Origin of the sequence: Adhaeretor mobilis (assembly GCF_007741515.1) — a bacterium.
Lineage (GTDB): Bacteria > Planctomycetota > Planctomycetia > Pirellulales > Lacipirellulaceae > Adhaeretor > Adhaeretor mobilis.
Genome location: NZ_CP036263.1, coordinates 621907 through 647538, shown reverse-complemented (window position 1 = coordinate 647538; position 25632 = coordinate 621907). Strand labels below are relative to the sequence as shown.

Annotated in this window: 23 protein-coding genes; 14 read left to right on the top strand and 9 right to left on the bottom strand. The window is 55.4% G+C overall.

Translation table 11 applies throughout. The features are described from left to right. Nucleotides 1–4: 4 nt before the first annotated feature. From HG15A2_RS02490 to HG15A2_RS02460, 7 genes are all read left to right on the top strand, one after another. Nucleotides 5–1093 (top strand): DUF1559 domain-containing protein, encoded by a 1089-nt coding sequence (locus HG15A2_RS02490; RefSeq protein WP_218932282.1) that lies wholly within the window; start codon nucleotides 5–7, stop codon nucleotides 1091–1093. Further along, on the top strand, nucleotides 1090–1560 hold the full coding sequence (locus HG15A2_RS02485) for a hypothetical protein (protein WP_145057504.1): 471 nt from the start codon (nucleotides 1090–1092) through the stop codon (nucleotides 1558–1560). Before HG15A2_RS02490 ends, HG15A2_RS02485 begins: the two co-directional genes overlap by 4 nt. Nucleotides 1561–1729: 169 nt before the next feature. Then, nucleotides 1730–2449 carry an FKBP-type peptidyl-prolyl cis-trans isomerase gene (locus HG15A2_RS02480; RefSeq protein WP_145057502.1) on the top strand — a complete coding sequence of 240 codons (720 nt, stop codon included), beginning with the start codon at nucleotides 1730–1732 and terminating at the stop codon, nucleotides 2447–2449. Between the two features lie 596 nt (nucleotides 2450–3045). After that, nucleotides 3046–4935: a hypothetical protein gene (locus HG15A2_RS02475; protein ID WP_246117859.1), complete on the top strand. Its 1890-nt coding sequence runs from the start codon at nucleotides 3046–3048 to the stop codon at nucleotides 4933–4935. Nucleotides 4936–5212: 277 nt separating this feature from the next. Further along, nucleotides 5213–6280, top strand: coding sequence for a DUF481 domain-containing protein (locus HG15A2_RS02470; protein WP_145057500.1), 1068 nt, complete (start codon nucleotides 5213–5215; stop codon nucleotides 6278–6280). 148 nt (nucleotides 6281–6428) lie between these two features. Then, the gene (locus tag HG15A2_RS02465; RefSeq protein WP_218932281.1) at nucleotides 6429–6884 is read left to right on the top strand and encodes a YiiD C-terminal domain-containing protein; all 456 of its coding nucleotides are present in this window, start codon (nucleotides 6429–6431) and stop codon (nucleotides 6882–6884) included. 429 nt (nucleotides 6885–7313) lie between these two features. Continuing rightward, entirely contained in the window at nucleotides 7314–7763 is a 450-nt protein-coding gene (locus tag HG15A2_RS02460) for an Hsp20/alpha crystallin family protein (protein WP_145057496.1), read from the top strand. Between the two features lie 85 nt (nucleotides 7764–7848). Here HG15A2_RS02460 and HG15A2_RS02455 read toward each other — a convergent pair whose 3' ends face one another. Then, nucleotides 7849–8469: a tetratricopeptide repeat protein gene (locus HG15A2_RS02455; RefSeq protein ID WP_145057494.1), complete on the bottom strand. Its 621-nt coding sequence runs from the start codon at nucleotides 8467–8469 to the stop codon at nucleotides 7849–7851. Between the two features lie 41 nt (nucleotides 8470–8510). Continuing rightward, nucleotides 8511–9059, bottom strand: coding sequence for a formaldehyde-activating enzyme (locus HG15A2_RS02450; protein ID WP_145057492.1), 549 nt, complete (start codon nucleotides 9057–9059; stop codon nucleotides 8511–8513). Nucleotides 9060–9594: 535 nt separating this feature from the next. On the opposite strand from HG15A2_RS02450, the gene HG15A2_RS02445 reads away from it, so the two are divergent. The 3 genes from HG15A2_RS02445 to HG15A2_RS02435 all read left to right on the top strand — a co-directional run bounded on the left by HG15A2_RS02445 (nucleotide 9595) and on the right by HG15A2_RS02435 (nucleotide 11590). Next, the gene (locus tag HG15A2_RS02445; RefSeq protein WP_145057490.1) at nucleotides 9595–9933 is read left to right on the top strand and encodes a PadR family transcriptional regulator; all 339 of its coding nucleotides are present in this window, start codon (nucleotides 9595–9597) and stop codon (nucleotides 9931–9933) included. Continuing rightward, nucleotides 9921–10628, top strand: coding sequence for a hypothetical protein (locus HG15A2_RS02440; protein WP_145057488.1), 708 nt, complete (start codon nucleotides 9921–9923; stop codon nucleotides 10626–10628). The genes HG15A2_RS02445 and HG15A2_RS02440 overlap by 13 nt, the downstream gene beginning before the upstream one ends. Before the next feature lie 113 nt (nucleotides 10629–10741). Then, complete coding sequence (locus HG15A2_RS02435) at nucleotides 10742–11590, top strand: hypothetical protein (RefSeq protein ID WP_145057486.1); 849 nt, start codon at nucleotides 10742–10744, stop codon at nucleotides 11588–11590. Between the two features lie 36 nt (nucleotides 11591–11626). Here the strand turns inward: HG15A2_RS02435 and HG15A2_RS02430 are convergent, their stop codons facing one another. Further along, nucleotides 11627–12121, bottom strand: coding sequence for a putative immunity protein (locus tag HG15A2_RS02430; RefSeq protein WP_145057484.1), 495 nt, complete (start codon nucleotides 12119–12121; stop codon nucleotides 11627–11629). 57 nt (nucleotides 12122–12178) lie between these two features. Further along, entirely contained in the window at nucleotides 12179–12562 is a 384-nt protein-coding gene (locus HG15A2_RS02425) for a fluoride efflux transporter FluC (protein ID WP_145057482.1), read from the bottom strand. A 175-nt stretch (nucleotides 12563–12737) separates the two neighbouring features. Here HG15A2_RS02425 and HG15A2_RS02420 point away from each other — a divergent pair, with 175 nt between their 5' ends. Beyond that, the gene (locus tag HG15A2_RS02420; RefSeq protein WP_145057480.1) at nucleotides 12738–13337 is read left to right on the top strand and encodes an anthranilate synthase component II; all 600 of its coding nucleotides are present in this window, start codon (nucleotides 12738–12740) and stop codon (nucleotides 13335–13337) included. Nucleotides 13338–13501: 164 nt separating this feature from the next. Continuing rightward, entirely contained in the window at nucleotides 13502–14725 is a 1224-nt protein-coding gene (locus HG15A2_RS02415) for a molybdopterin molybdotransferase MoeA (protein ID WP_145057478.1), read from the top strand. Nucleotides 14726–14798: 73 nt separating this feature from the next. Here HG15A2_RS02415 and HG15A2_RS02410 read toward each other — a convergent pair whose 3' ends face one another. Beyond that, nucleotides 14799–17009: a site-2 protease family protein gene (locus tag HG15A2_RS02410; RefSeq protein WP_218932280.1), complete on the bottom strand. Its 2211-nt coding sequence runs from the start codon at nucleotides 17007–17009 to the stop codon at nucleotides 14799–14801. After that, complete coding sequence (gene dxr / locus HG15A2_RS02405) at nucleotides 17006–18208, bottom strand: 1-deoxy-D-xylulose-5-phosphate reductoisomerase (RefSeq protein ID WP_145057474.1); 1203 nt, start codon at nucleotides 18206–18208, stop codon at nucleotides 17006–17008. Before dxr ends, HG15A2_RS02410 begins: the two co-directional genes overlap by 4 nt. 499 nt (nucleotides 18209–18707) lie before the next feature. Between dxr and ftsH the strand changes: the two genes are divergently transcribed. Beyond that, a complete protein-coding gene (ftsH, locus tag HG15A2_RS02400) occupies nucleotides 18708–20831 on the top strand; it encodes an ATP-dependent zinc metalloprotease FtsH (protein ID WP_315851214.1) in 2124 nt (707 codons plus the stop codon). A 112-nt stretch (nucleotides 20832–20943) separates the two neighbouring features. Here the strand turns inward: ftsH and HG15A2_RS02395 are convergent, their stop codons facing one another. The 3 genes from HG15A2_RS02395 to HG15A2_RS02385 form a co-directional block, all read right to left on the bottom strand. Continuing rightward, on the bottom strand, nucleotides 20944–21588 hold the full coding sequence (locus tag HG15A2_RS02395) for a hypothetical protein (protein WP_145057472.1): 645 nt from the start codon (nucleotides 21586–21588) through the stop codon (nucleotides 20944–20946). A 117-nt stretch (nucleotides 21589–21705) separates the two neighbouring features. Next, on the bottom strand, nucleotides 21706–22380 hold the full coding sequence (locus HG15A2_RS02390) for a pilus assembly FimT family protein (protein WP_145057470.1): 675 nt from the start codon (nucleotides 22378–22380) through the stop codon (nucleotides 21706–21708). A gap of 117 nt (nucleotides 22381–22497) precedes the next feature. Then, nucleotides 22498–23316: a DeoR/GlpR family DNA-binding transcription regulator gene (locus HG15A2_RS02385; RefSeq protein WP_218932279.1), complete on the bottom strand. Its 819-nt coding sequence runs from the start codon at nucleotides 23314–23316 to the stop codon at nucleotides 22498–22500. Nucleotides 23317–23437: 121 nt separating this feature from the next. On the opposite strand from HG15A2_RS02385, the gene HG15A2_RS02380 reads away from it, so the two are divergent. Then, complete coding sequence (locus HG15A2_RS02380) at nucleotides 23438–25630, top strand: bifunctional rhamnulose-1-phosphate aldolase/short-chain dehydrogenase (RefSeq protein ID WP_145057466.1); 2193 nt, start codon at nucleotides 23438–23440, stop codon at nucleotides 25628–25630. Nucleotides 25631–25632 lie beyond the last annotated feature (2 nt).

The window sequence follows — 25632 nt, the reverse complement described above, 5'->3', positions numbered from 1 at the left end:
GCTCTTGACGTTGCTCACAGTACACGCGCCGAAGCGGCGCGTGCTGCGGCCACGTTCCTCGGGCAAACCTGCAGGGTTCACGCTCGTGGAATTGCTGGTCGTCATTGCGATTATTGGAACGCTCATATCGCTCCTCATGCCGGCTGTACAGCAGGCACGCGAAGCAGGGCGGCGGATTCAGTGCCAGAATAATCTCAAGCAACTGGCTCTCGGGCTGACGAATTACGAATCCAATCGCGGCAAGTTACCCCCTGCCGGCAAGTTCGCTGAGTTCGAACATGAGAGTACGTACAAGTCGGGAACCTCGCACTACGTCATGGACATGCAATCGGGAACCAACCAAAGCTGGATGGTCCTGCTGTTGCCCTATATCGAACAGTCTACGCTCTATCAACAATTCGGCTTGAAACGTTTTGTCGGCAACAATCCGGGCGACCCACAAAGCATTCAACCCGCGAGCTTGCTTTGCCCGAGCGACGATGCTCGAGGCCGTTTCTTCAGCCTCGCATCTAAAGAAGGCGATACCGGTGACAACGAAGCGGAAGAGGGAGAATTGTTTGGCAAGGCAAACTACGCAGGCTATGCCAGCCCATTCCATATCGACGACCGCTACAACCCCGGGGCCATCCATGTACTGGGAGTGAAATTTAATCAAGTTGTCGATGGCCTGTCCAACACTTTGGCTCTCTCTGAGGTTCGCACGCGCGACCACGCAGGCGATCAACGCGGCGCCTGGGCCTTGCCCTGGTCCGGCGCCACCTTACTTTCGTTGGACGCCCACCCGATCAACTACCCGGTTAAAGAGGGAACCACCGCCAAGCCCTACTATCCGTTGCTCAGTCAGAATTCTGGATTTCAAACTCCAAATTCTTCGACGGTCGATGTCCTTTACGAATGCCCCGATAAAATCGGCGAACAAATTGATCGCATGCCTTGCACCAAGCATTTTGGCTATATGTCTGCCTCGCCCAGATCGTTGCATATTGGTGGGGTCAGCGCGGCATTTCTTGATGGCAGTGTGAGGTACGTGAGCAACGACGTCGACCCACACACGCTGGCACTGCAAATCTCGATTGAGGATGAGCTACCGTGAGCGCCCCCAATCGATCTCGCAGCATGGCACGGTTCGGCTTGTCCGAATCAAAGAAAGCAACTCGGCCTGCCTGGAACCTCTCGCTGGGGGAGGGTATCTGCTGGGCCGGCCTATTCCTTGGTGGTGCGATTTTTCTTGGAGGACTGGCTTGGCATCTCTCCGCAAAGCCAATTGACGTGTGGACAGAGCAGCAGGCTGAAGAATTCGAGGCCGCTTCTCGAGCCATGCATGGCTTAGCAAACACCGCGGGCGAGCACGACCACACAAATGACGGTCATGGCTCCAAGGCTCATGAGCATGACCACGGATCGGCAGACCAGATCACCCTGGATCGCTTCGCAAAGATCGAGGGCGAGCTGCAGGAGGCTCTTTACCAACAAGACACGCTTGGCATTCGTATGATGCAGGCTGGTATGCTAGCAGTCATTGGCTTTGGGATTGGCCTGCGATCCGCCAGTTCGAGCTAAGGCTCTTGTCGCTTCCTCATTTCTTTGCCGATGCTTTGCCGTTTGTCGAAGCTCTTCGCCGGGCTTATAAATAGATGCCCACCGCAATTCGAGATACCCTCGATATGACAAAGCTTCCATCGAATGCCTGTCGCGTTGCACAAATCCCACCAATCAGGACCCACCTATTATGACTAGTTCTCGCCTCGTAGCCCTCTTCCTATTACTTGCAACTTGTACCGTCGTAGCGACCTCTCCCTGGAGCGCCGCCCAAGAAGAGGAGCTACCCAGCCGCTCACCCGCCTCACGCCCGCCGGAAACTGATGCGCGCCACTATAGTTACGCTATAGGCTTGGACATCGGTGCAAGCTTTGGCAACGATCAGATCGAACTTGATGTCGAAAGTCTAGTTGCCGGACTGAAAGATGGATTAAAGCGAGCCGAACCGCGTTACTCTCGTGAGATGTGTGGTGTCGCCATGCAACGCCTTGCCAGGGAACGCATGGAAGTATTGAAGAAGCGCAACCAGGCGTTTCTCGCAGAGAACGGCAAAGCCAATGGAATTGAAGTCACAAAGTCGGGACTGCAGTATCAAGTCTTGGAGAGCGGCAAGGGCTCATCTCCCAAAGCGACTGACACGGTGAAAGTACACTACCAGGGTTCGCTCATCGACGGCTCGGTCTTCGATAGCTCCGCAGGAGGCCCCCCCGCCGAGTTCGCGCTCACCAGACCGGACGGGCGACCGGGTGTCATCTCCGGGTGGGTGGAAGCGCTGCAGATGATGAAACCGGGCGATCGCTGGCGTCTGTTCATTCCCGCGGACATTGCCTACGGTGAGCAAGGCTTCGGCGAAGTGATCCCGCCTCACTCGACGCTGATCTTCGAGCTGGAACTGCTCGACATTTTGTAACGCAGCTTTGCCGCTAGAGATTGCCACGCCGGCCAGTTGGCCTGGTTGATTTGTTTGCCCGGCTTCTATGCTTGGCTTCTTTGGACCCGACTCAAACTGCGGGAAAGCTGCAAAATCTTGCGGTCTTTCGCCGCAAAGGTTGTGCTAGAGAGAGCCACGGATACGGCGTGGAACGGTTCGCCTAGCGAGCCTGCATGCTCCAGAAGTCGCCAGCTACCCGAGGCGACTTTTCGGGACATCCTTCCCCGAGACCCTATTTCTGCAATGTTTTGGCATTATCTTCGATAGCCCAGATTCAGAATTCGTTTATCCCACGAGGAGCAGAGCAGGCAACTCGTGACCCAAGTGCATCGGTGGCTGATGATATAGCCGCTCTCCCCCCGACTATGGGTAACAAGGTCGGACTTTAGTCGATGATTAAAAAAAGTGCGGAACATTCAGTGATTTCGACGGAAAAATCCTTGCACATGGACGAGTCTGAACTAGAATCTTGAAGTACCTAAATTGCGTACATTGTCTAGGTAAGGCATTGTTCTTTACCGTTAAAGCGAGCGCATTTCGCTCATTTATTACTTTGCTTCTTTGGAGGGCACCCCATGTTACGTTGTGTTATATGCTTGTTACCAGCATTAGGTTTGCTGGTTTCTAGCGTGGCCGAACAGGCCGATGCCGGCTTGTTTAAGAAAAAATGTAAGAAGAGCGAATGCTGTGCACCAGCATCTTGCTGCCCAGCCCCGAGCTGTGACGAATGTTCTGCACCCGTATCGAGCTGCGGTTGCGCAGCTGCTGCACCTGCTGCTGCTTGCGGCTGTGGTGGTAGCGTCTCTGCTTGTGGCGGTGCCGCCGGCGGATGTGGTGGCGTAGCAATCGCCGCTGGTTACAGCGCGGGTGTCGCTAATGGTGGTGCCGCTTGTGGCACAGTCATGCAGACTCGCACTGTTATGGTGCCCACGACCACTACCGAGATGCGTACGGTTACCTCAACGGAGTATCAGCAGGAGCAACGCACGCGGACTTATACCGTCTACAAGCGCGTTCCTAAGACTGAGACTCGCACTCGCACGGTTACCACCATGGTACCCGAGCAGCGCACTCGTACCGTAACCTACCAGGAGCCACGTCAGGTCTCTGAGACTAAGACGCGCACTTGGACGGTTCAAGTTCCTCACACCGAGCAGGTTGAACAAACCTACACGGTCATGGAGCGTGAACAGCGTAGTCGCACGGAAACCTACAACGTTTGCGTACCGGTTACCGAAACCAAGACTCGTACCTACAACGTGTGCGTTCCTCGCACCGAGCAGGTTGAGCAGTCTTACACCGTGATGAACTGCGTACCTGAGACCAAAACTCAGGACTACACAGTTCAAGTTCCTGTCACGACTCAAGTCGAGCAGAGCTACACGGTAATGGTTCCTAAGCAAGAAGAGCAGGTCGTCAACTACACTGTTAGCGTACCTGTCACTGAGCAAGTTGCTCAGGAATACACCGTATGCGTGCCAGTCACTGAGCAGCGTACTGCTCATCGTACCGTCACTCGCTGCGTTCCAGTTCAGTCCACTCGCACCGTAACGTGTAACTCGGGCAGCTGGCAAACGCAAACCACGGAAGTTCCAGCTTGCGGTGGTTGTGATAACGCATGTGGTTCGTGCGGTGGTTGTGGTTCTTCATGCGGTTGCGACGGCGGTGCCGTTGCATCTGATGGCTGTGGTTGCGGTGCTCCCGCAACTCGTACGGTATGCAAACGCGTTTGGGTTCCTTCCGTGACAACACGCGAAGTACCTGTCACGACTTACCAACGCACCTCTGAGCAAGTTCCTTACACTTATAACGTAACGAGCTACAAGCAAGAGACGCGTACTCGCAATGTCAATCGCACCACTTACAAGCAGGAAACCCGTCAACGTACGGTAACCACTTGTCGCATGGTGGCTGAGACTCGCACTCGTATGGTCAACCAGACCAGCTATAAGGCGGAAACGCGTCAACGGACTTACACCGTCAATAAGATGGTACCTGAGACGAAGACCCGTATGGTTAACGTGACCAAGTACGACACCGAGCAACGTTCGCAAGACTACCAGGTCACTCGCATGACCCAGGAGCAACGAACACGCGAAGTGCCTTACACAGTTTGTGTACCAGTGCAGAAGACTCGCATGGTTAACGTAACTCGTTACACGACCGAAGAGAAGTCGGAAGACTACACGGTCACTCGTACGGTTTGCGACACCAAGACTAAGGAAGTACCTTACACAGTGATGGTTCCTCAGCAGAGCGAACAATCCTACGAGGTAACGACCTACGACTGCGTGCCTGAAGAGAAGACCCAAACTTACACGGTTAGTGTACCAGTTCAGGTCCAAAAGCAGGTTGAAGTTCAGGTCTGCAAGATGGTTGCTCAAGAGCAGCAAGTTGCTGTTCCTGCCAGCAATGGCTGTGCAGGCTGTGGCGCTGCTGCCCCAGCTCCTTGTGGCTGCAACTGAGCGAATTAACTAACGGCAACCTCTGGTTGCCATTAGCAAAGACGAAAATCGCCCGAGAGCTGGTCGCCTGCAAAGGCTGCCAGCTTTCGGTTTTTTTATGCGCGGAGGGTCCCGTTGGCTTCTGGTGCTAGCAAGGCGTACGCGTTAAGTCCCCTTGCTAGCCTCGTTCAAGCTTTGCTATTAACGCAAGCCTGATTACCTCAGCTTGCCCTCTAGGAGAGGTGGCTGCCTGTGCGCGCCCGCTTCTAGCGACTGAAAAGAAAAAGACCTCGGATTGATGAACACCTCTGCACGAATCGCCTGCTCACATCTCCTCTTAGCTGGTTTCCTACTGGCTAGCTCTGTGCATGCCCAAACCGGAGATGGTCCAGGCGTCCTGCCTCCTCCAAGTGCTGGCGGGCCAGCCTACCAAACGCCGGAACTGACTCTACCTACTGCACCGCCCGATTCAGAAACAGAGATCGAAAATCGCTACGAAGACTACCTGTACGGCTCGCCTACCGAACAGGTTACGCCACAAACCGCCGGACCGGCAGTCATGGCCCCACCCACGTCCGCCTCTGGGCCAGTGGTCATCGAAACAGTCCCTGCACCACCTTCGATTGATCCCACCGCTGTGACCACGCCCACCCCCATGGACTTGGTCATCACGCCCACACCGCATTGGTATCAACTGGGATACTGGCTCGGGCCTAATCCCTGGGAAGGCCATGTCGAGCTTGGGCTCAACGGCAGCCAGGGCAACAACGATGTCCTTAGCATGCGTGCTGGTGGCCACTTGAAGCGTAAGACGAAACGTTGGAAGTTCGACTCTGATCTTCAATACAACAAAAACGTCGCCAACAGCATCGAAACCCAGAACGATGCGAAGCTCGACGTGCGGCTTGATCGCGTTCTGGGCGACTCGCGCTGGACGCTCTTCTTCTTGAATAACGTTATCTATGATGAATTCCAGGCGTTTGACCTACAACTTTCGCTGACCGGTGGTGTAGGCTATCAGATCTTTGATACGGAAACGCTCGACTTGCTCGGCCGCTTTGGTGCTGGTTCGACGCGAGAATTTGGCGGACCCGATAATGATTGGGCACGCAATGTGTTGTTCGGACTCGACTACGAGCACCGCATTACTAAGACGCAGCGACTGGTGGCTACCGTCGAGTACTATCCGGAGGCGGAAGACTTCTCGCGCTATCGCGTCGTTACCGATGCCGGTTGGGAGATCGATCTCGACAAGCCTGAGAACGTCAGCTTGAAGTTCTCCATCGTCGATCGCTACGACAGCACACCCAATGGGAGCGATCCGAATAACTTCGACTACGCGATGCTTCTCATCTGGGGCCTCTAGCCAAGGACTTTACAAAGGGGAATGGAGAATGCCGCATTTGGAATCTCTGCATCGCGTCTGGGTAGTTCGTTTCGTACTCATTAGTTAAAATAGTGCTTCCTAGGACGCCCAAGCTGTGGCCGTCTGCCCTATGCTTTTGAGACGCCCGATGGATGACGACGCCCTGCTCCTCGACTTACAAGCCACCCTGGCCAAGCACATGCCTATTTGCTCGGCCATGGAGCTACGCGTAGATGGCTGGGAAGATGGCCGGCTCTCGATGAGCATGCCATTGGAGCCTAATCGCAACCATCAATACTCTGCGTTTGCCGGCAGCTTGAGTGCCCTTTGCACAATCACCGGCTGGGGCACCGTCTTCATGCTGCTCAAACAGGCCGGCCTCGACGGCAACATCGTGATTCGCCGCAGCACAATCCGCTACCGTCGCCCTGTGATTGAGTCTCAATTCGTGGCCACAGGGCTTCCGATTAACAAGGATGCCTCAGATTACTTCTTCGATCTCATGCGGAGCAAAGACCGATCGAAGCTCGATGTGTCAGTCGAAATCGCCGACGATGAGGGCCCTTTCGTCACCTTTACGGGCTCCTACGTGGTTCAGAACTGATACTTCCGGTTCTGCAACTCTATAGATTCCACGCAGAACGTAGACTGGGCCTCGTACGGCTCGTTCCCGTCTACCATCTCACACACGCATTCCAATCGCTGAGTCCTTAGCGTCTCTGCACGCAGCTCCCTCCCGATTAGCTGGAAACTCATTCCTGGTGCCAAAATGGCACCCCGTCATGTCGCCCACGAAGCCCCTTGCCAAGATGGCGGCTGCCATTATGGCCACTTCGCAAAAACCAATGCCCTTCTTTGCAGCTGCAAGTTGTTTGATAACATTCACTTAGGTCCATTCAACTGGCTCTCATCGATTTTGGTACGCTGCTTGCAATTATCTCCAGCACAACGGTAATCCCGCTAGCTAGGCATTTAGGCCCGGCGGTTTGATGTGGGTCAATTCGTAACAGCAGGTTCTTCAAGGAGAAAAGCTATGAGTAAAACAGTGAGTAATAACCGGGTTCGTGAGTTCCTCCCCAACAATTGGAACGATGTCGATGCGCTGTTGGGCCAGTTCTTCGGTCCCACCTATGCGGGCGTCAAAGCGGCCAGCCAGTCCGGTCGCTCGCCGATCGCGCCCGCCAGTTTCTGGGAAGCGGATAATTCATTTCATGTCGAAGTCGATCTCCCTGGCGTTTCGCGCGAGGATGTTGAGATCACCTTTGATAAAGGCGAACTCAAGATCGCTGCTGAACGCAAAGCGTTCGAGGGTGAACGAGCGGGCCTCGTCGAGGAACGCGTATACGGCAAAGTCGAACGCAGCGTCACGCTGCCTGATTCGGTCGATGCGGACTCGATCGAAGCCAAGTTCACTGATGGGGTCCTTAGCGTTACGATCGCGAAGATCCCCGAAGTGCAACCAAAGCGGATCGACATCCAGTAGCCGCTTGCGGATTAGCCGCGCACTTTTGAACGTCGCCAATCGAAAGGGCCCGCACACCAAGTGCGGGCTCCTTTTTCTTGTAAAGTCAATTCTCCAGCTGGGCGACCAAATGATTCCCGCGATGATCAATCGCCTGTGGGTAATTCTTACGCAACTCCTCAAACAGTGCCGCCGCTTGCTTCTTCTCCCCCTCCTGCAAGTAAGTCTGTCCCAGTAGTAAGCGTGCGTACGCGCCAACCTGTACTCCATCGCCGTAATAGCAATCGCCAAACTTCTCGGCGGCCTTGGTGAGATACTCCACGCGGTCTTTGCCCTTTGACATTTGCCCGAGGTACAGCAGAGCACAACCCGTGCGGTTCGCTTTGTCGTACTTCTCGACCAGTTGCTGCAAGCTCAGTTTCGCTTTGGGCGTGCGCCACTCTTTATTAGCTACTTGATAGAGCGATTCGATCTCGCGCAGCTCGTCTGCTGAGTATTTTCCCGCATCCTGTCGCATGCGTTTGCGAGCGTTCAGCCGTTGCGCATTTACCCGCTGCTCTGCCTCTGCCTTAGCGATAAACGGCCTGAGTACTTTTTCGAGCGAAGCTATTTTCTCTTCCAATGCCGCCACGCGCATTGTGAGTTCCGCGTTCTCATCGGCGTGAGCGATACCCGGAGCAACCAAACAGACACCCACCAGCAACAACAGAATAATGCACCGTTTCATCGTGGTCTCCTTTACTGGGCAAAGTAGTACAACAAGCCAAATCACAGCTCTCCATCGAGCCCGCGCTGATAGTACTTGTGGGTAATCTTTTCCTGGTTTTCGAGCAACCAATCGATGGAAGGCTCGTTGTTCATGGCTTTGTGGATGGCACTGGCCATCGCCTTGCGATGGATCTCGAAGAGCGCTTTGTGGTCAAGGTTCTCGTCGGTCGCCACACCGGGGTTCAACCACACAGAACAAATGATGCCCAGATCGTTGGCTTTTTCTTTGGGAAGATCACCCGCGCGAACTGCATCGAGCACTCCATTGGCGATGGCCGCTTGCACCGTGCCCATCAGGATGTTTGTGTACGCGCTGCTCTTCACGGTAACCTTACTCACCATGAGCGTCACCGGGCGGACTTGTATATCGGTATTGAGGATCGCAAACACCTTAGAGTGCCCCGCGGCCTGATCGCCGGTGAGCGTGGCAATTGCGGTACCGACAGGCCCGTCGAGTTCGCCAATCACAACCTCAGGCTCAGCCGCAGTAAACGGAGGCCCTCCAGCTACAAGGCATTCGCCGGTACGCATAATGATTCGATCACTCATAGGAACACTCTCGTTGGACTATTGGAATAAGGGATGGACTAGTAAAGTGATGTGGCCGCTAGACGAGCCGCAAGGACTATCGCTTTTTGCTCGGAATGCGTGTTCTCAGGAGCAAAAGTCAGTCCGCCCCGCACATGCAATCCATCGCAGACTCATGTGACCAAACAGTTTAGGTTTTTTGAGTAAATGATCTGGCTCGGACTTTTGCTTCGCCAAAGTATGTCGCTACTTGAGACGTGAATGCTCACACAAAACCCGCTACACCCCGGGGCACTTACATTTTAGCGGATCGGGTGGCTGATTTCGCGGGGAGAATAGCGGGTCCTTAGTCTCATTTCTTAACAGAAGTCGAGAAAACTCGCGTATCGGGGAATGAAATCGAGCGTAGCAGGCGGGCATCGGCCCACCCTGTCCACCTCACATCAGCAGTATGGCATCCCGACTATGTTGACATACCTAGCACTGCAAGGCATGATACATTACAGTGCTAGGTATCACTAAGAAAATGATCGGGGGAAGGAACCGGAGTGATTTCATGATTACCAAAGAGCTTACGGCGGCTTCGACCAAGCCCTTAGTATTAGCGGTATTGTCAAAAGGCGAGAGCTATGGCTACGCGATTATTCAGCACGTTCGCGAACAATCAGGAGGCAACTTGGAATGGTCCGAAGGCATGCTTTATCCTGTGCTACATCGCATGGAAGAGGAGAAGCTGATCCTTGCTTCGTGGAAGGTGGGCGATAACGGCAGGAAACGCAAGTATTATCGCCTGAGTGCTTCGGGTACACGTGCTATCGATAGGGAGCGGCAACAATGGCTTGCCGTTCATGATACCCTTACTTCGTTATGGGGACCTAAACCGTGTTCAACTTAGAAACTTCAATCGCCCAGTGGAAAGAAACGCTCAGCCGTATTGACTCTGTTCGCGCCGATGATGCCATTGAGCTAGAATCGCATCTGCGCGACCTAGTGACAACTCTTGGCAAGCACGAACTCAGCGAGCACGAGGCCTTTCTGGTCGCCACGCATCGACTTGGTCATCCATCGGAACTGGGCAAAGAGTTCTCCAAGGTTCATGGAATGAACGTGTGGCGCAAACGAGTCCTGTGGATGCTCTGCGGCTGCTTACTTTATAACATCGGAGTCGTATGGATCGAAGCGCTTGCAAAATTTGTATCAGCAGTCGTCGGAATGACTGGTTTGGGAACCACGGCGGTTACTTCTGCGACGTTGGTCATGTCAGTAATCGGTTGGGCGGTTTTTCTTGTGTTCGCCTTGCTAAAATCAAAGAGTCGAATCGCGGGGCCTGAACGCATCCCATATTCCTGGGCCGTAACTGGTGGAGTAGTTCTGTTGCTGGGGCTTGCGCTCGATCTAGCAGGCTCCGTTTTGCTCATGAGGACACTAGCACCCTATGAATTTGGCCAAATGGCCAACTGGCTGGCACCTGGGTTTCTAGTAGTTTACTCACTTGTATTCCTTGCAGTCGTTACCCTTCTCTGGTCGTTAAACGAACCAAAGTCGGATACCACAGATGCTCACACTTGCGAGCCGCCGAATTGCGTTTAGGCGGCCCCCTTTGGTTTCCTCCGATTGCTCTCTGGCCGTAAGCAGGAGAAATGCAAAGTTGCTGATTGTCGAGATTCGCCTTCGAATCGCTAAAGTGATAGAATGGAAGCACTATGGCTCGCTTCCTACTATGCCTGATATTTGTCGCCTTGCCGCTTACCTCTGGACAGCAAGCGTGCGGACTACCTCCAGACCAAGTCGCGTATTCGCGGATACCGCCTTTGAAGGCTCCCCGGGCACCATCCGTTTCACCTCACAAATCAGCTGAGCGGTCGAAGAGCACAAAGGCGGAAGACAAGGCTCCGCGTACCACGCCACCTCCCAAGCCTCCAAGTGCAAGCCAAGAAGAGAGTAATTCCACAAGTGATCGCGAGAAACGGCTAGAGATTTGGAATAGCTCCGAGATGATTGCAGCACGCAAAGGGGTGCTCGAGTTTTGCCGGCTTTCTGCACGCACTACTGAGGTTGAGGGCAAGCAATTTCTTTCACGAGTCTCTCAGTTACCATCTGAGGATATGCAGGACTGGCTCCAACGCTACGAGGCACGGCAAAGCAAGCTCTCCCGCGCGCAGGAACTCGAAGATCAGGCACGGGAGATGGCGGTCGAGCGATCCCTCAGCAAACTGGAAGCACAACGGCACGCTGCGGAGAACGCCGAGTATCATCTCAGCGTGGCTGCCGAATTGGCGAACGCACAGCAAGAACGGCAGGAAATGGCGGCAGTCCGACTTGAGCAGGACAGAGAACTCTTTTGGGCACTGACGCGACGCAACTTCAATCCGTTTGATGTGGTCTTCGATCCTTCGAGTCCGCGGGGATACGCGAGAAAAGTCGCAGCAGCGATGAGCCTGCCGGGCGACTTGCCAAGGAGCGATTCACGCAATTTCATTCGCGGCGAGCGGGGAGAAACGTTCATCGATCCTTCCGATGCACCCGCGGGTGAGCCGAATGATCGACAGTAACGACTCGGATGCCACATCGAGCTTGCTGGGTGCCGCCTACTTAATTTTGGACCCAGAGCGGAACGCCTTTGGGTATTTCTGTTCCAGGCCCGATTGAATCAGAGAGCAAATTTCTGCGGGGAGCTGCCGCAACTGCCACTCTATTTCCTCCAGCGTTGTTCCTTGAGCCAAGTCGATCGCCTTCCACACATAACAGGCGGCGCTTAGGGAGTGATCCGCCATGTGAGCGGTGGCAGCGGCGTGCCCAGCAGCGCGGGCGACAGCAATGGCAGGCTTGTCGAGCGCTTCTCGCGCAGCAGCGTGGGAAGTAAACGCTGCTTCCCGAGCAGCACCGACGGAGATTTCACCCGCGGCCCAGGCTCGTGCTGCGACGATGGCTTTTAGAGGACGATCGTCGGAAGAGTGGTTCTCAAACAGAGGCAACACATGTTCTGCGCAGTCGGCTGCCCAAGCCGCCATCAGGGAGTGTTGTTCCGCCGAGAGTGGGCCGCCTCGATGAGCTGCTACGAACCTCTGATCCCGATTTGACATAGAAATTTCCTTGACGAGAGCTCGGTGCAAGCACCACGGCGTAATGGTTGGATTTCATCAGCCAAAGTGCCGTCCCAATATTAATCCGGCGAATACCGCGGCCACGCCGAGCACTAAGTTCAGTGCCACGTTGGTAGCCGCCAGATGGTGCTGAGCGTTTTCCATGTGGCTGGCGGTCTCGAACCCGAAGGTACTGAACGTTGTCAGTGCTCCTAGGAAGCCGATTGTGAGGGCCGAGTGCATCGCAGGACTCCAGCGGGCATTGCTTGGAGTCGTACCGCTTAGCGGGATAAGCAGCCCTAGCAGGAAACAGCCTAGGACGTTCACCGCAAGCGTGCCGTAGGCAAAGTTCACCCCCAGCCATGCCTTGCAGGCGACGTTCACGCCGTGACGGCAAACGGCACCCAAAGCACCGCCGATTGCAATTGCTAGTACATTCATGACGAAACCCCCGACTGAGAACCTCTAGATTGAACCGCCAAGGACGCCAAGAGCGCCAAGTTTCTTTCCTTGGCGCTCTTAGCGTCCTTGGCGGTTCATAGGTTGGTGTGTTAGTGGCAGTAAGCTGATAGACTGTAGTGCCAATTCTCATTGTAATCGCAAGTGACAACCTAGCATGATTCAGATTATCGACAACTACGATTCGTTCACCTACAACCTTGTGCAGCGGTTGGGAGAGATCGACGCTTCGCTCGACATTCGCGTGGACCGTAATGACGAGATCACGATCGAGCAAATTCTCGCCCGGAATCCCGACCGGCTCATCATTTCCCCAGGGCCTTGCACACCCAACGAGGCGGGCATTTCAGTTGAGTGCGTGACGCAACTCGCTGGAAAGTTGCCACTGCTGGGAGTTTGCCTGGGACATCAGTCTATCGGCCAGGCCTTCGGTGGGAAGATCGTACGGGCGGACCGGCTCATGCACGGTAAGACCGACATGATTCACCACACGGGCGAAGGGCTGTTCGCAGGGTTGGAGAATCCACTGCAGGCGACTCGTTATCACTCACTGGTGATTGAGCCGAGCACGCTAAGCGATGATTTTGAGGTGATCGCGTGGAGCGAGAATTCTGATACTGGAGAAAAAGAAATCATGGCCATCGCCCATAAGACGCTCCCCGTTTTTGGGTTGCAGTTTCATCCGGAGAGTTTTCTTACGCACCAGGGGAGTGACTTGTTGAAGAACTTCTTGGCGATTGAGGCTGTCGGGATTTGAGGATTTGGCATTCTCGTTCCCACGTTCCTGCGTGGGAACGGGCTAGCTAGCCGTTCCGCGGCGCTGATCCTTCTAAGACGCGAAATGTTCAACAGCCCTATCAGCCGCAGGAGCGGCGAGAACTTGCGTTCCCACGCGGGAGCGTGGGAACGAGGTAGCTTCCAATGATCTCCGTCGACCAAGCCTACGAACTGCTCGCCTGTGAAGTCACGCCCTCGGTGGCGCGCGATGTGCCGCTTGGCGATTTGCTTGACTTGCGGTTGGCTGCGCCCGTGGTGAGCGAGGTGAACTCGCCACCGTTTGATAAGTCGCTATTCGATGGTTACGCGATTGATGCTCGGAGCACCGATCCCGAGCGGCGCGTCGTTGAGCAAATTACCGCGGGAGAAGTGCCGTCGAAGAGCGTTGCTTCCGATGAAACAACCCGCGTCATGACTGGCGCACCGCTACCTGCTGGGGCCAATGCGGTAGTGAAGTTGGAAGACTGCCAAGTTGATCGCGATGAGATTGGCGGAGTCGTCTTGCTCCCCAATACGTTACCCGCTAATGGTGGCGGAGTGATGCAGCGCGGGGCGTCTTTTGCCAAGGGCGAGGAAGTTCTCGCCGAGGGTAATCGCATTGGCCCGTTGGACATCGCGTTATTGGCTGAGCTGGGGCGCACCTCGGCATTTGCAATTCCAAAGCCAAGCGTGACGGTACTCCCAACCGGGGACGAGCTTGTCGAACCGGGCGAGCCGCTCGGGGCAGGGCAGATCTACAACAGTAATGGCCCCATGTTACTGGCGTCGCTCGCAAGAGCCGGCTTTGGTGGGAGCGCATTCGATATCGGGCGTGATGTTCTAACGGACCTACGAGCAAAATTTACCGCCGGGCTCGAATCCGACGTGCTGCTTGTGACCGGCGGCGTATCGGCTGGGGTGCACGATTTCGCACCGGGTTTGCTCAAGGGGCTGGGTGTTCGCGAAGGATTCCACAAAGTGCGCATTAAGCCCGGCAAGCCCGTCTGGTTTGGCGTGGCAGAGCCGGATGAATCGAACCCAGGCCGACATCGATACGTGTTCGGATTGCCGGGCAACCCAGTGAGCGCACTGGCAACGTTTCACTTGTTCGTATTGCCTTTATTGAAAGCACTCGCTGGAGAACCCTTTGCTCGGCCAACACTGCGGAGGGGGATTCTTGAGAAGGCGTTCGCACATCGCGGGAAGCGGCAGACGTACTTTCCTTCGCGCATCGAACTAGTCGAAGAAGGATTGCCGAGGATCACGCCGTTGGACTGGCGCGGGTCGGCCGACTTGGCGACACTCACACGGGCGCAGGGGTTCGCGGTGTTTGCGCCTGGGGATTATGAAGTGGCGGCGGGTGAAGAAGTGGGGTTTCTGCGTTTGTGAAGTGACCCTTGGGCACCGGCGGGCCGTCGGCCCGCAGCTATTCTTGGTCTCGTGCGCTACAATCGCTCAGCTGCTATAGATTCCGAGGAATCAATCCGAAGTCGAGTGACAGCACGAATACCATCAACGAGATAATCGCCACGAAGCCAACGGTGTGGAGGGCAACGACGAACTTCTCGCTTGCCGGGCGGCCGCGGATTCCTTCGTAGCCGAGGAACACCATGTGGCCGCCGTCTAGCAGTGGAATCGGCAAGAAATTGATCACGGCAAGGTTTGCGCTGAGCATCGTGAGGAACACCAGCAGTTTGCCGACGCCATCCATCGCGGAATAGCCGGCCGCCTTGGCAATCGTTACTGGGCCACCGAGCGCGGTAGCGGGGACTTGGCCGTCGATCAGTTTGTGCAGGAAGCGGTACACCATTCCCAGCGCTCCGACCGTTTCGTCCCAGCCGCGGCTGACCTGTTCACCAAAGGTCTCTGACTTGCGAACGCGCTGCACAGTGGCAAAGTTCAAACCGCGTTCAGGATTGAACCGCGTGGTAGAGATGGCCGGATCAAGCGTCTCCGTGACTTCCTTGCCTTCGCGTTTGAGCGTGAGCTTTACCTTGGTGCCCTCGGGCTGTCTTTGCAAAGTGCTCAAGAAAGCGGGCCAGTTGTGTTCGTCCTGGTCGTTGAATTCCGTTGGCTCCGAGTCGTCGACTTCCACCGTCTTGCCGTCAACCGTTTGAGGAGGAAACACAAACTGAGCGGCAGTCACCGTATCGCCCGGTTTGAGGCCAGCGGCAGCCGCTGGGCTGTTCGGCGCTACGGCCGCAACGCGGTTGAGTACGCGATAAGCGATACCGAGCGCCGGAACGGCAACCGGATCGTTTTTGCTGAGCGACTCTTCGGACCACTGTACAGGGCGCAACGGCACAATAACCGTTTGGCTTGGTTGACGTCCTTCGCCCTCTGCTGAGTCGTGACGAATTTTTAGCATGACTTCGCCACTACCAGTGGCGGCTAGCTGGCGGAGTGTTTCGGGCAAAGTGAGAGGGCCCCACTCGTCGTTCACGGCATCGCCAGTGCTGGCATCGCTAAGCCCGGGCAGGGGGTTGCCCGAAGCGTCGGTCACATCGGCGAGAAAATCGCCGGGGGAAATCCCGTCGCGGTCTGCAGGCGAATCTTTTTGCACGGCAACAATGCGTCCCATTTCCATGATCAGGCCTAGCTCGCGCATGGGATTCGGGCCGACTTCAATATTTACTTCTTCGCCGCCAGTGGGCTCGCCTTCAGGATCGCCCTTAGGTGGTTTCTCGCCACGGATAACCGTTACCGTAAGTGTCTTCTCAGGGCGTTGGGCAAGAATCGAAGTGAACTGGGCGTAAGTGTCCACAGCAGTGCCGTCGACGCCCACTACTCGGTCGCCCCCTTCAAATGCTGGCTGAGCAACCGCACCGGGAGTTCCTTCGAACGCAGCTGGTATGCCTTGGCGGTCGAAAATCTTGAGCGAGATGGGTGGACCCACGCCGATCTTGGCTAGTTTGCCATCAATCTTTCGGGGCGCGAGATTCATCGGCTTGGTCTCTCCATCGCGGCGCACCTCGAACTTCAGGCCGTTCTCCATATCGCCGAGCGTGACCGCCTGGCTAAGTTCGGAGAACGACGGGTTAACGATGTCGCCAACGCGAACGATTTCATCACCCGGACGGATACCTGCTTCCCAAGCGGGCGAGCCGGGCGAAGTGCGCGAGACGATGCTTGGTGCGTAAGGCACACCCACCCCGAAAGCAATCACGGCGAAGATGAACGCGAAGATGATATTCATGATCACGCCAGCCGAGATAATGGCCATGCGTTGCGGCACGCTCTTCGCCAAGTAGCTGCGGCTGTCGACCTCGTACTTCTCTCCATCGGGCCCTGTGATCGTGGTCGTGGCGACGTGTTCGGTTTCAGCTGAGGCTTGGGACTCACGGACTTGCTCGGCAATGTTGGCCGGATTGTCGTCTTGGCCGAGCATTTTCACGTAACCGCCCATCGGTAAGATGCCAATGCCGTAGAGCGTTTCGCCCCACTGCTTGGCGATCTTGTAGCCGCCGATGTCGAAGCCGACCATGAACTTTTCGCACTTCACGCCGCACATTTTGGCGACAGCAAAGTGACCCAGCTCGTGTACGAAAATCACAAAACCTAGCCCGAGCGCCACATATAACGCGGCCAGCAACCAGCCTCCCCACGTACTACCATCAATGGCGGCAAGCATGAAGGTGTTCATCGCGACATCTGAAAACAAAAAATCAATCATGCACATACCCAACGGCTAACTTCCTCGCGAGACCAGCGGTCGAGCTCGACCAATGTTTCAAGCGAGGGATTTGGTTCAAAATTATGGGCCCCTAGGATGCTTCGGCAAGCAGGGACGATTTCTGTAAAGTGTAGCTCACCCTCTAAGAAGCCCCCAACAGCAGCTTCGTTGGCCGCACTGAGGACCGCCCCGCACGTGCCGCCCTTGGCTGCACAGTCGGCGCCCAGTTGCAACGCGGGGAACCGTTCGGGGTTAGGGGGTTCGAATTCTAATTGAAAGGCTTGCGTCCAATCCAAGCGTTTGGCCACGCCGGGCACACGGTCGGGGTAGTTCAGGGCATATTGGATGGGCATTCGCATGTCGGGCGGGCTCAGCTGCGCGAGTATTGAGCCGTCGATGAATTCCACCATCGAGTGAACCACCGACTGGGGATGAATGGCTACGGAGATTTTCTCCGCGGGAACGTCAAACAGCCAGCGGGCTTCGATAATCTCTAAGGCTTTGTTCATCAAGGTGGCAGAATCAACCGTGTTTTTCGGGCCCATGTTCCAGGTGGGATGATTCAATGCTTCAGCCACCGTCACCTGCTGAAGTTCCATGGGCGTGGTGTGGCGGAACGGTCCGCCGCTGCCGGTGATGATAAGTTTCTCGACTTCTGAAGGCTTTCCTGCGTGCAACGCCTGGAACAGCGCGCTGTGTTCGCTATCGACCGGCACAATCTTGCCGCCGTTTTTCTCAGCGAGCTGCATTATGAGCTCGCCCGCCATGACGAGCGTCTCCTTGTTCGCCAGGGCAACCGTTTTCCCATTGGCTAGGGCAGACCAAGTGCTTTCCAAGCCCGCACTTCCGACGATTGCGGCAAGTACCACATCGACGTCCCGTTCCGCGGCAATCTGGTTGAGAGCCTCCGGGCCGATGAGCAGTTCGCAATCGACGGGCAGATATTGCCAATCGAACTGCTTGGCAGCTGCTGGATCGGTCACAATGACCCAGCGGGGACGGTGTTGCTGAGCCTGCTTGAGTAGCAAATCGCACTGGCTGTGGGCCGAGAGCGCGATAGCGGCCAACTGCTGGCCGCTGCCACCTGGACTGTTGCCGCTAGTACCATTGGCCGAGCCACTGCTGGCGATCACATCTAGGGCATTGACCCCGATGCTACCTGTCGAGCCGAACACGGCGATTTGCTTGGCTGCGGCCACAGTGACAGTTCAGGTGGGGTAAGAGGATCGAGGGGATCGGAATGCAAAGTGGCGGCAGCTGTTCTCAGGAACTACTTTTTAGGTGCAAAACACAGCGGAACGTATAGAACCATTGGGTCTCGAACCGCACAATAGCGATGCAAGTTGCGTACTTAAGCTAGATACTGATAGCAGTCCGCCGGCTTGGCCGCTACACCAGTGGCCCATTGTCGCTAAAATAAGCACAGGAAGGCCCAGTCGATGGTAGACTCGCGACCCTACAACCGGCATTCTAGGTCTCGCCCGCAACACCGGCAACCGCCGTGAGCCCTGGTGGACCTGGAGACAAAGTAGTTTGTTGAGAGACCCCACCGCTGGTCTACTCTAGAGATATCGCAAGAATACAAAATGTGAGCTGCGGGCCTTGGCCCGCACTAGGCTTGTGTGTTAGGCAAGCGCGGGCCAAGGCCCCCGCAACTAAATAATTGATATTTGATAGAAATTTAGAACTGAGCAGACTATGGACAATTCCAAAGAAGACAAGAAACAATCTGCCGAGAAAAAGCCCGCGTCTCAGGGTGGCAATCTCGTGTGGTACGTGCTGGGCATGTTCATCATCCTGCTACTGCTCGGCACGGTATTCAGCGGCAATAATGCGCTCGAAATTAGCATGAGCGAGTTGGAACAACTGCTCGTCGCGAGCAACCCAGAAAACGACGACGACCCACGCTACATCACTGTAGACCGACCCAAGGCGAAGGAGCCCGTGCAGCTTAAGCTGAGCGATCCCAAGGACCTCGTCGTGGGGTCGACGGGTGTGACTGGCACCGTCAAGAAGTTCTATCGCGATTTACCTGGCAAATCGACAGAAGGCAGTCAAGGCGATCCGGGCCAAGGAAATCAAGGAACAACGAATGACCAGGCTAGTACTGCATTCAAAGAAACGGAAGGTCGCGTCAAGTTCCGCGTGGACCGACTTCCCTCGGAACAACGCTTTGTGAATCTGTTGGCCGAAAACAACATCACGGATTGGGACTACGAACAAACCCCAAGCCAGTGGTTGGGGCTACTGCCTGTGCTCATGCTTACCGGCATGTTTGTACTTTTAATGATCATCATGCTTCGCCGCATGGGCGGTGCCGGTTCGCCCATGGCATTCGGGCGTAGCCGCGGCAAACTGATCGCTCAGGACGACATCGATGCCTCGTTCGACGATGTGGCTGGCATCGAAGAAGCGGTCGATGAGTTGCGCGAAGTGGTCGACTTCCTGAAAAACCCTGAGCGTTACCATCGCCTCGGCGGACGCATTCCAAGAGGCGTGCTACTGGTGGGCCCTCCGGGCACCGGTAAAACACTACTTGCCAGGGCGGTTGCCGGCGAAGCGGAAGTGCCGTTCTATAGCCTTTCAGGTAGTGACTTCGTCGAGATGTTCGTCGGCGTGGGAGCGGCTCGCGTGCGAGACATGTTCGGCCAGGCAGAGCAACGCGCTCCGTGCATCATCTTCATCGACGAACTCGACGCGCTGGGAAAAACTCGCGGCAGTGGACAAATGGGGGGGCATGACGAGCGAGAACAAACACTCAACGCATTGCTCGTGGAGATGGACGGCTTCGGCACCAACAGCGGCGTCATTGTCATGGGTGCTACCAACCGCCCCGAAACACTCGACCCAGCGCTGTTGCGCCCCGGTCGTTTCGATCGTCATGTGCTGGTCGATCGACCCGACGTCGGTGGCCGCGAAGATATTCTTAACGTGCATTTGCAAAACATCAAAGTCGATGAGAAAGTCGACGTGAAACGCATTGCCGCGATCACCAGTGGCTTTGTCGGTGCGGACCTAGCAAACCTTGTGAACGAGGCAGCCCTACTGGCGGCTCGCAACGGCAAGAAAGCGGTCGGCATGGTAGAGCTCAACGAAGCAGTCGAGCGTTCGGCCGTCGGCTTGGAGAAGAAAAGTCGCATCATGCAGGACGACGAAAAGCTCCGCCTTGCTTACCACGAAGCGGGCCACGCACTCGTCGCCTACGTGCTACCGAACACCGACCCAGTTCACAAAGTGTCCATTCTGCCCCGCGGAATGGGCGCGTTGGGATACATGATGCAACGGCCTGAGTTCGATCGTTTTATGATGACACGCGATCAGCTCAAGAGTCAGATCCAAGTCTGCCTAGGCGGAACGGTAGCTGAGGAGATCATTTATGAGGGCGACATCGGCAACGGAGCCACCAGCGATCTGGAACGGGCCACTAGCATCGCCCGCAGCATGGTCATGGACTTCGGCATGAGCCCACTGGGCCGTGTGAAATTCCGCGAGAACAACCGCAACCAATTCCTCGGCGGCGAATTCGGCGGTGCCCAAGGTCATAGCGAGCAAACCGCCCGCGAGATCGACGAGCAAGTCAACAAATACATGGAAGAGGGCCTGGAGAAGGTGCGCCACATTTTGGAAAAACGCCGCCCTACCTTGGAAGCAATCACCAAGATTCTGCTCAAAGAGGAAACCATCGACGGCGACGAGTTCCGTCGCATCATGGAAGAAAACTCCGTCGGCCCGATGGTTGTGCCCGGTACCGATGCCGAGCCGAAGCGACCAGCTCGCGAGGAATCTCAGAATGGCTCTGACGCAGAAGCCTCGGGCTCGTAGGGGTAACGAATCGTAGCCCGCGGCTCTGCCGTGGGATGGTCCCTTCGTTGGTTTTCCGCTAGAGAAATGACCTGGCAAGCAATTCCAAACCATCCCACGCCAGAGGCGTGGGCTACGGGGATGGTTGTAGCTCGTGGCCAGTTTTTTCTTTGATGAATGCGAGGACTTCTTCTCGTTGCTCTTCAGGTAGTTGGAAATAAAACTCACTAAAGCGTGTCTTTAAACAAATAACATTTCGCTGCTTGGCTTGATAAAGTCCACGAATATCACCCCAGGATCTCATCCCCCAGACATAATGAATGCCTTCATCATTCATGGCGTAGTGTTTTAGTCGCTCGGCTAGCCATGCTCCGCCAATGGTTCCCACAATCATTCCAACGTATGCAGAAGGTCCGTGTGCTGGATGCCCTGCAGCGGCTTTGAGTACAAAAATAGATAGCAGTGGCATAAACACTAGATAGACGGTCCATTGCCATACTGATTGTTGGTTGGTCGCCTGCAATAGATAGTCGTTGCTATGCTTGTCTCGAAATCTATTTTCCCGATAGCGTGTCACTAAATAATGTAGTGCCGTGAAAAAAACAGTACTCACAGAAAGTATGGCAAGCCCCTCCCAGGTCGGCGCGGGCAACTCCCTCAAGAAGGGCGAGGCGATAGCCAGCCAAACTGCCAATACTGTCATCGCAATCAGCAGCGTGCGCATGCTGAAGCGGATTACGTTCTCGGGCAATTCAGCATGGGGTAACTCTTCGGCCATGGCAGGTATTGTAACCCGTAGCCCGCGGCTCTGCCGTGGGATGGTCCCTTCGTTGGTTTTCCGCTAGAGAAACGACCTGGCAAGCAATCGCCAACCATCCCACGCCAGAGGCGTGGGCTACGGAGATGGTTGTAACTCGTGGCCCGTTTTTTCTTTGATGAAAGCGAGCACTTTTTCGCGCTGGTACTCGGGAATTTTCACACGTATGTCTCCATCGAGACGCTTGAGCCGGAAACCATGTCTGTACGGTTCACGTTCAACATCACGAATGTACGCCCAAGGGACTGTTTGCTTAGGAATTTGAGTAAACGTTTGTTTGTAGAACCTTACCCCGTCCTCTTGGAGCGACACCAAATGTGTCGAGCCTGTCAGATAGGATGATAAACTGTAACCAATAAAAGTTCCCCAAAACGCCATGCGCAGATAGTGGTCCTCGGGAGGTTTGTTGGACAAGAAGATCTGCCAATAACCAGACAGGAAGAACAGAAAAAATATGTGAAAGAGTATGTGCTGTATCCCGAAGGATTGTTTCAACAGAAAGATCGCGTTGGGATACTTTTTCCGGGCGTTCTTATAGGTCATGGACCTGACAAATAGATTGGCAATTGTCGACAATGTTGTAAAGCCAATGAGAATCGCAGTGCTTAGTTGCTGCCCCGGAGTGAGGAAACGGAATAAAGGTGTCGCTATCGCCATGCCGATAGCCAACACCGTCAGCGCAATCAGCAGCGTGCGCATGCTAAAGCGGATTACGTTCTCGGGCAATTCAGCATGGGGCGACTCTTCATCCATGGCAGGTATTGTAACCCGTAGCCCACGGCTCTGCCGTGGGATGGTCCCTTCGTTGGTTTTCCGCTAGAGAAACGACCTGGCAAGCAATTCCAAACCATCCCACGCCAGAGGCGTGGGCTACGCGGATGATCCGTTCGCAGCAACTTCCGCCTTAACTCCTGCATCGGCAAGAGCCTCAAGGTATTCACCGTCGGTGTGTTCGTCCGTTACGACATGAGCAACATCCTGTAGCTCGCCCGAATATACCATCGAGCGCACGCCAAACTTGGAGTGATCGGCAAGCAAGATGGTCTGGTCGGCAAGCTTCATGAGTAGCCGTTTGAGTGAGGCGTGTTCCGTGGAGGCTTCACTGTAGCCGCGGGCCATGTCGATTCCCTTGCAGGAGATAAATGCCTTCTCGATGGAAAACTGCCGCAGCGTAGCTTCTGCCAAAGATCCAAGAAAGCAAGCCGATTGAGGATTGAGCTGGCCGCCGGTGGAGATCACCTGAAGCTTTGGCCTATCAAGCAACAATCGGGCGGCGTCGATGCTGTTGGTGATGACCGTCAACGGCATGTCGGGCAGCAGGCAAGCCAACTCCAAGGCGGAGGTCGATGCGTCCAGTGCGATCACTTCGTTGGGTTGGATGTATTGCAGAGCGCACTTGGCGATTGCTTGCTTCTCCTCGATGCGTCTGTTCTTGCGAACAGACACGGGAAGGTCGAAGCGATCGTTGCGCACGCTCAGCGCCCCGCCATGCGTCCTGGCCAGCCGACCTTCGCCGTGGAGCTTGTCGAGATCGCGGCGGATCGTTTCCTCCGCGACCTGGTAATTCTCTGCTAGACTGGTGACACGCACTGAACCCTGCTCGTTGAGCTGGGCCAGAATCTCCAGCCTCCGCTCGCGAGCAAGTGGGATCGTGTTGTTTTTTACCTGCTTTCCCACGTAAACTCTCACAATAAACCATGGAACTAGGGTTTTCCTGCTTGACATCCGTCATTATATGACCGATTATGTTGGTTATCAATGATTCAATCGGGTGAAACACTCACAAAACAACACTTTTAGGGCGTCGACCATGTCAACTTCTCTCGCAAAAGACCAACGTGTCAACAATCTCTGGGACGACTCGGTCGCCAGCAAGCTCACAGGCGTCGATCGTCTGGTCTACCGTTCCAACTGCCTGGGCTCCGACTTGCGGATCACGAATACAGGCGGCGGCAACACTTCGTCGAAGCTCACGGAGACCGACCCGCTTACAGGTGAGGAAGTGGAAGTCTTATGGGTGAAGGGTTCTGGTGGCGACCTGCGCACGAGTAAGTCCGAGAACTTCGCGTCGCTCTATATGGACAAACTGCTGGGCCTTCGCGAGTACTACAACGGGCAGGCTGATCGCGGCCCGAAGACACCCGTGGAAGACTCCATGGTCGGCCAGTTCCCACACTGCACGTTCAACCTCAACCCGCGGGCCAGCTCGATCGACACGCCGCTGCACGGCTTCCTGCCACAAAAGCACATCGACCACATGCACCCGAACTCGGTAATTTCGATTGCCGCCAGTCGTCGCAGCAAGGAACTCACTCAAGAAATCTTCGGCGACAAGATCGGCTGGGTCCCCTGGTTGCGTCCCGGGTTCGAGCTGGGCCTGATGATGCAACAAGCTCATGAAGCAGACCCAACGCTCGACGGGCTAGTCATGGGTCAGCACGGCCTGATCAACTGGGCGGAGGATGATAAAGAATGTTACGAGTTGACGCTCAAGCTGATCGATCAAGCAGCTGATTTTATCGAGAGCAAAGACAAGGGTGCGGATACGTTCGGCGGCCAGAAGTATGATACTCTGAGCGATGAAAAACGTGATGCGACGCTCGTAGAGATCTTACCTTGGCTGCGTGGTCAAGTAAGCCAACAAAAACGCTTCGTAGGCACGCTACAAAGCGACACCACGATCCTGCGATTTGTTAATTCGCACGATGCACAGCGGCTTGCCGAGCTCGGCACCAGTTGCCCAGATCACTTCTTGCGCACGAAGATCAAACCGTTGTACGTCGATTGGAATCCGCAAACGGAATCCACTGCAGATCTGAAGGCCAAGCTGGCAGCCGGGTTGGAGCAGTACCGCAAAGATTACGCGGCCTACTACGAAGCTTGCAAACACGACAACTCGCCGGCCATGCGTGATCCGAATCCGACCGTCGTGTTGATCCCTGGAATCGGCATGATCGCGTGGGGGAAGAACAAGAGCGAATCGCGCGTGACGGCGGAGTTCTATAACTGTGCGGTCGAAGTGATGCGTGGTGCTGAGGCAATGGACGAGTACATCTCGCTGCCGCAACAGGAAGCCTTCGATATCGAATATTGGCTGCTCGAAGAAGCCAAGCTCAAACGCATGCCTCCTGCCAAGGAACTGGCCAGCAAGATTGTGCTTGTCGTGGGTGCCGGCTCAGGCATTGGCAAGCAGATTGCTCACCGACTGGCGAGCGAAGGAGCCCATATCGTTTGTGCTGATCTAAACGCCGAAATGGCCGAAGCGACCGCCAACGAACTGACTGAGAAGTACGGGCAAGGCATTGGCGTATCAGGCACCGGCATCTCTGGTTGTGGCCCGGCGATTGGTTTGAGCGTGAATATCACGGACCGCGAATCCATTCGCGAAGCACTCCAACAAACGTTGCTCGCTTATGGTGGCCTCGATCATTTGGTGGTAACCGCTGGCGTGTTCCTGCCGCCAAGTCGCGACGGCAAGCTTTCCGACGATGCCTGGAAGCTCACCTTCGATGTGAACGTACGCGGCAGTTACAACCTTGTGGACGAAGCTCGCAGCTTGTTTGAAGAGCAGGACCTCGAAGGTTCCATCGTACTCACGACAAGTGTGAACGCAGCAGTCGCGAAAAAAGGCTCCGTGGCCTACGATACTTCCAAAGCCGCAGCCAACCACTTGGTAAGAGAACTGGCTATCGAGATGGCACCGCTCATGCGTGTCAACGCGATCGCCCCGGCAACGGTCATCGCAGGCTCGACCATGTTCCCGCGTGATCGGGTGATCTCTTCGCTCACGAAGTACGATATTCCCTTTGAAGAATCGGAATCGGACGACGCGTTGCAAGACAAGCTCGCCGAATTTTACGCACAACGCACGCTTACCAAACGCCCCATTAGGACAGAAGATCAAGCCGAGGCGGCTTGGTTCCTGCTCTCCGATGCCTCTAGTAAAACTACGGGGCAAATCATTAACGTGGATGGCGGCTTGCACGAAGCGTTCTTGCGATAAAG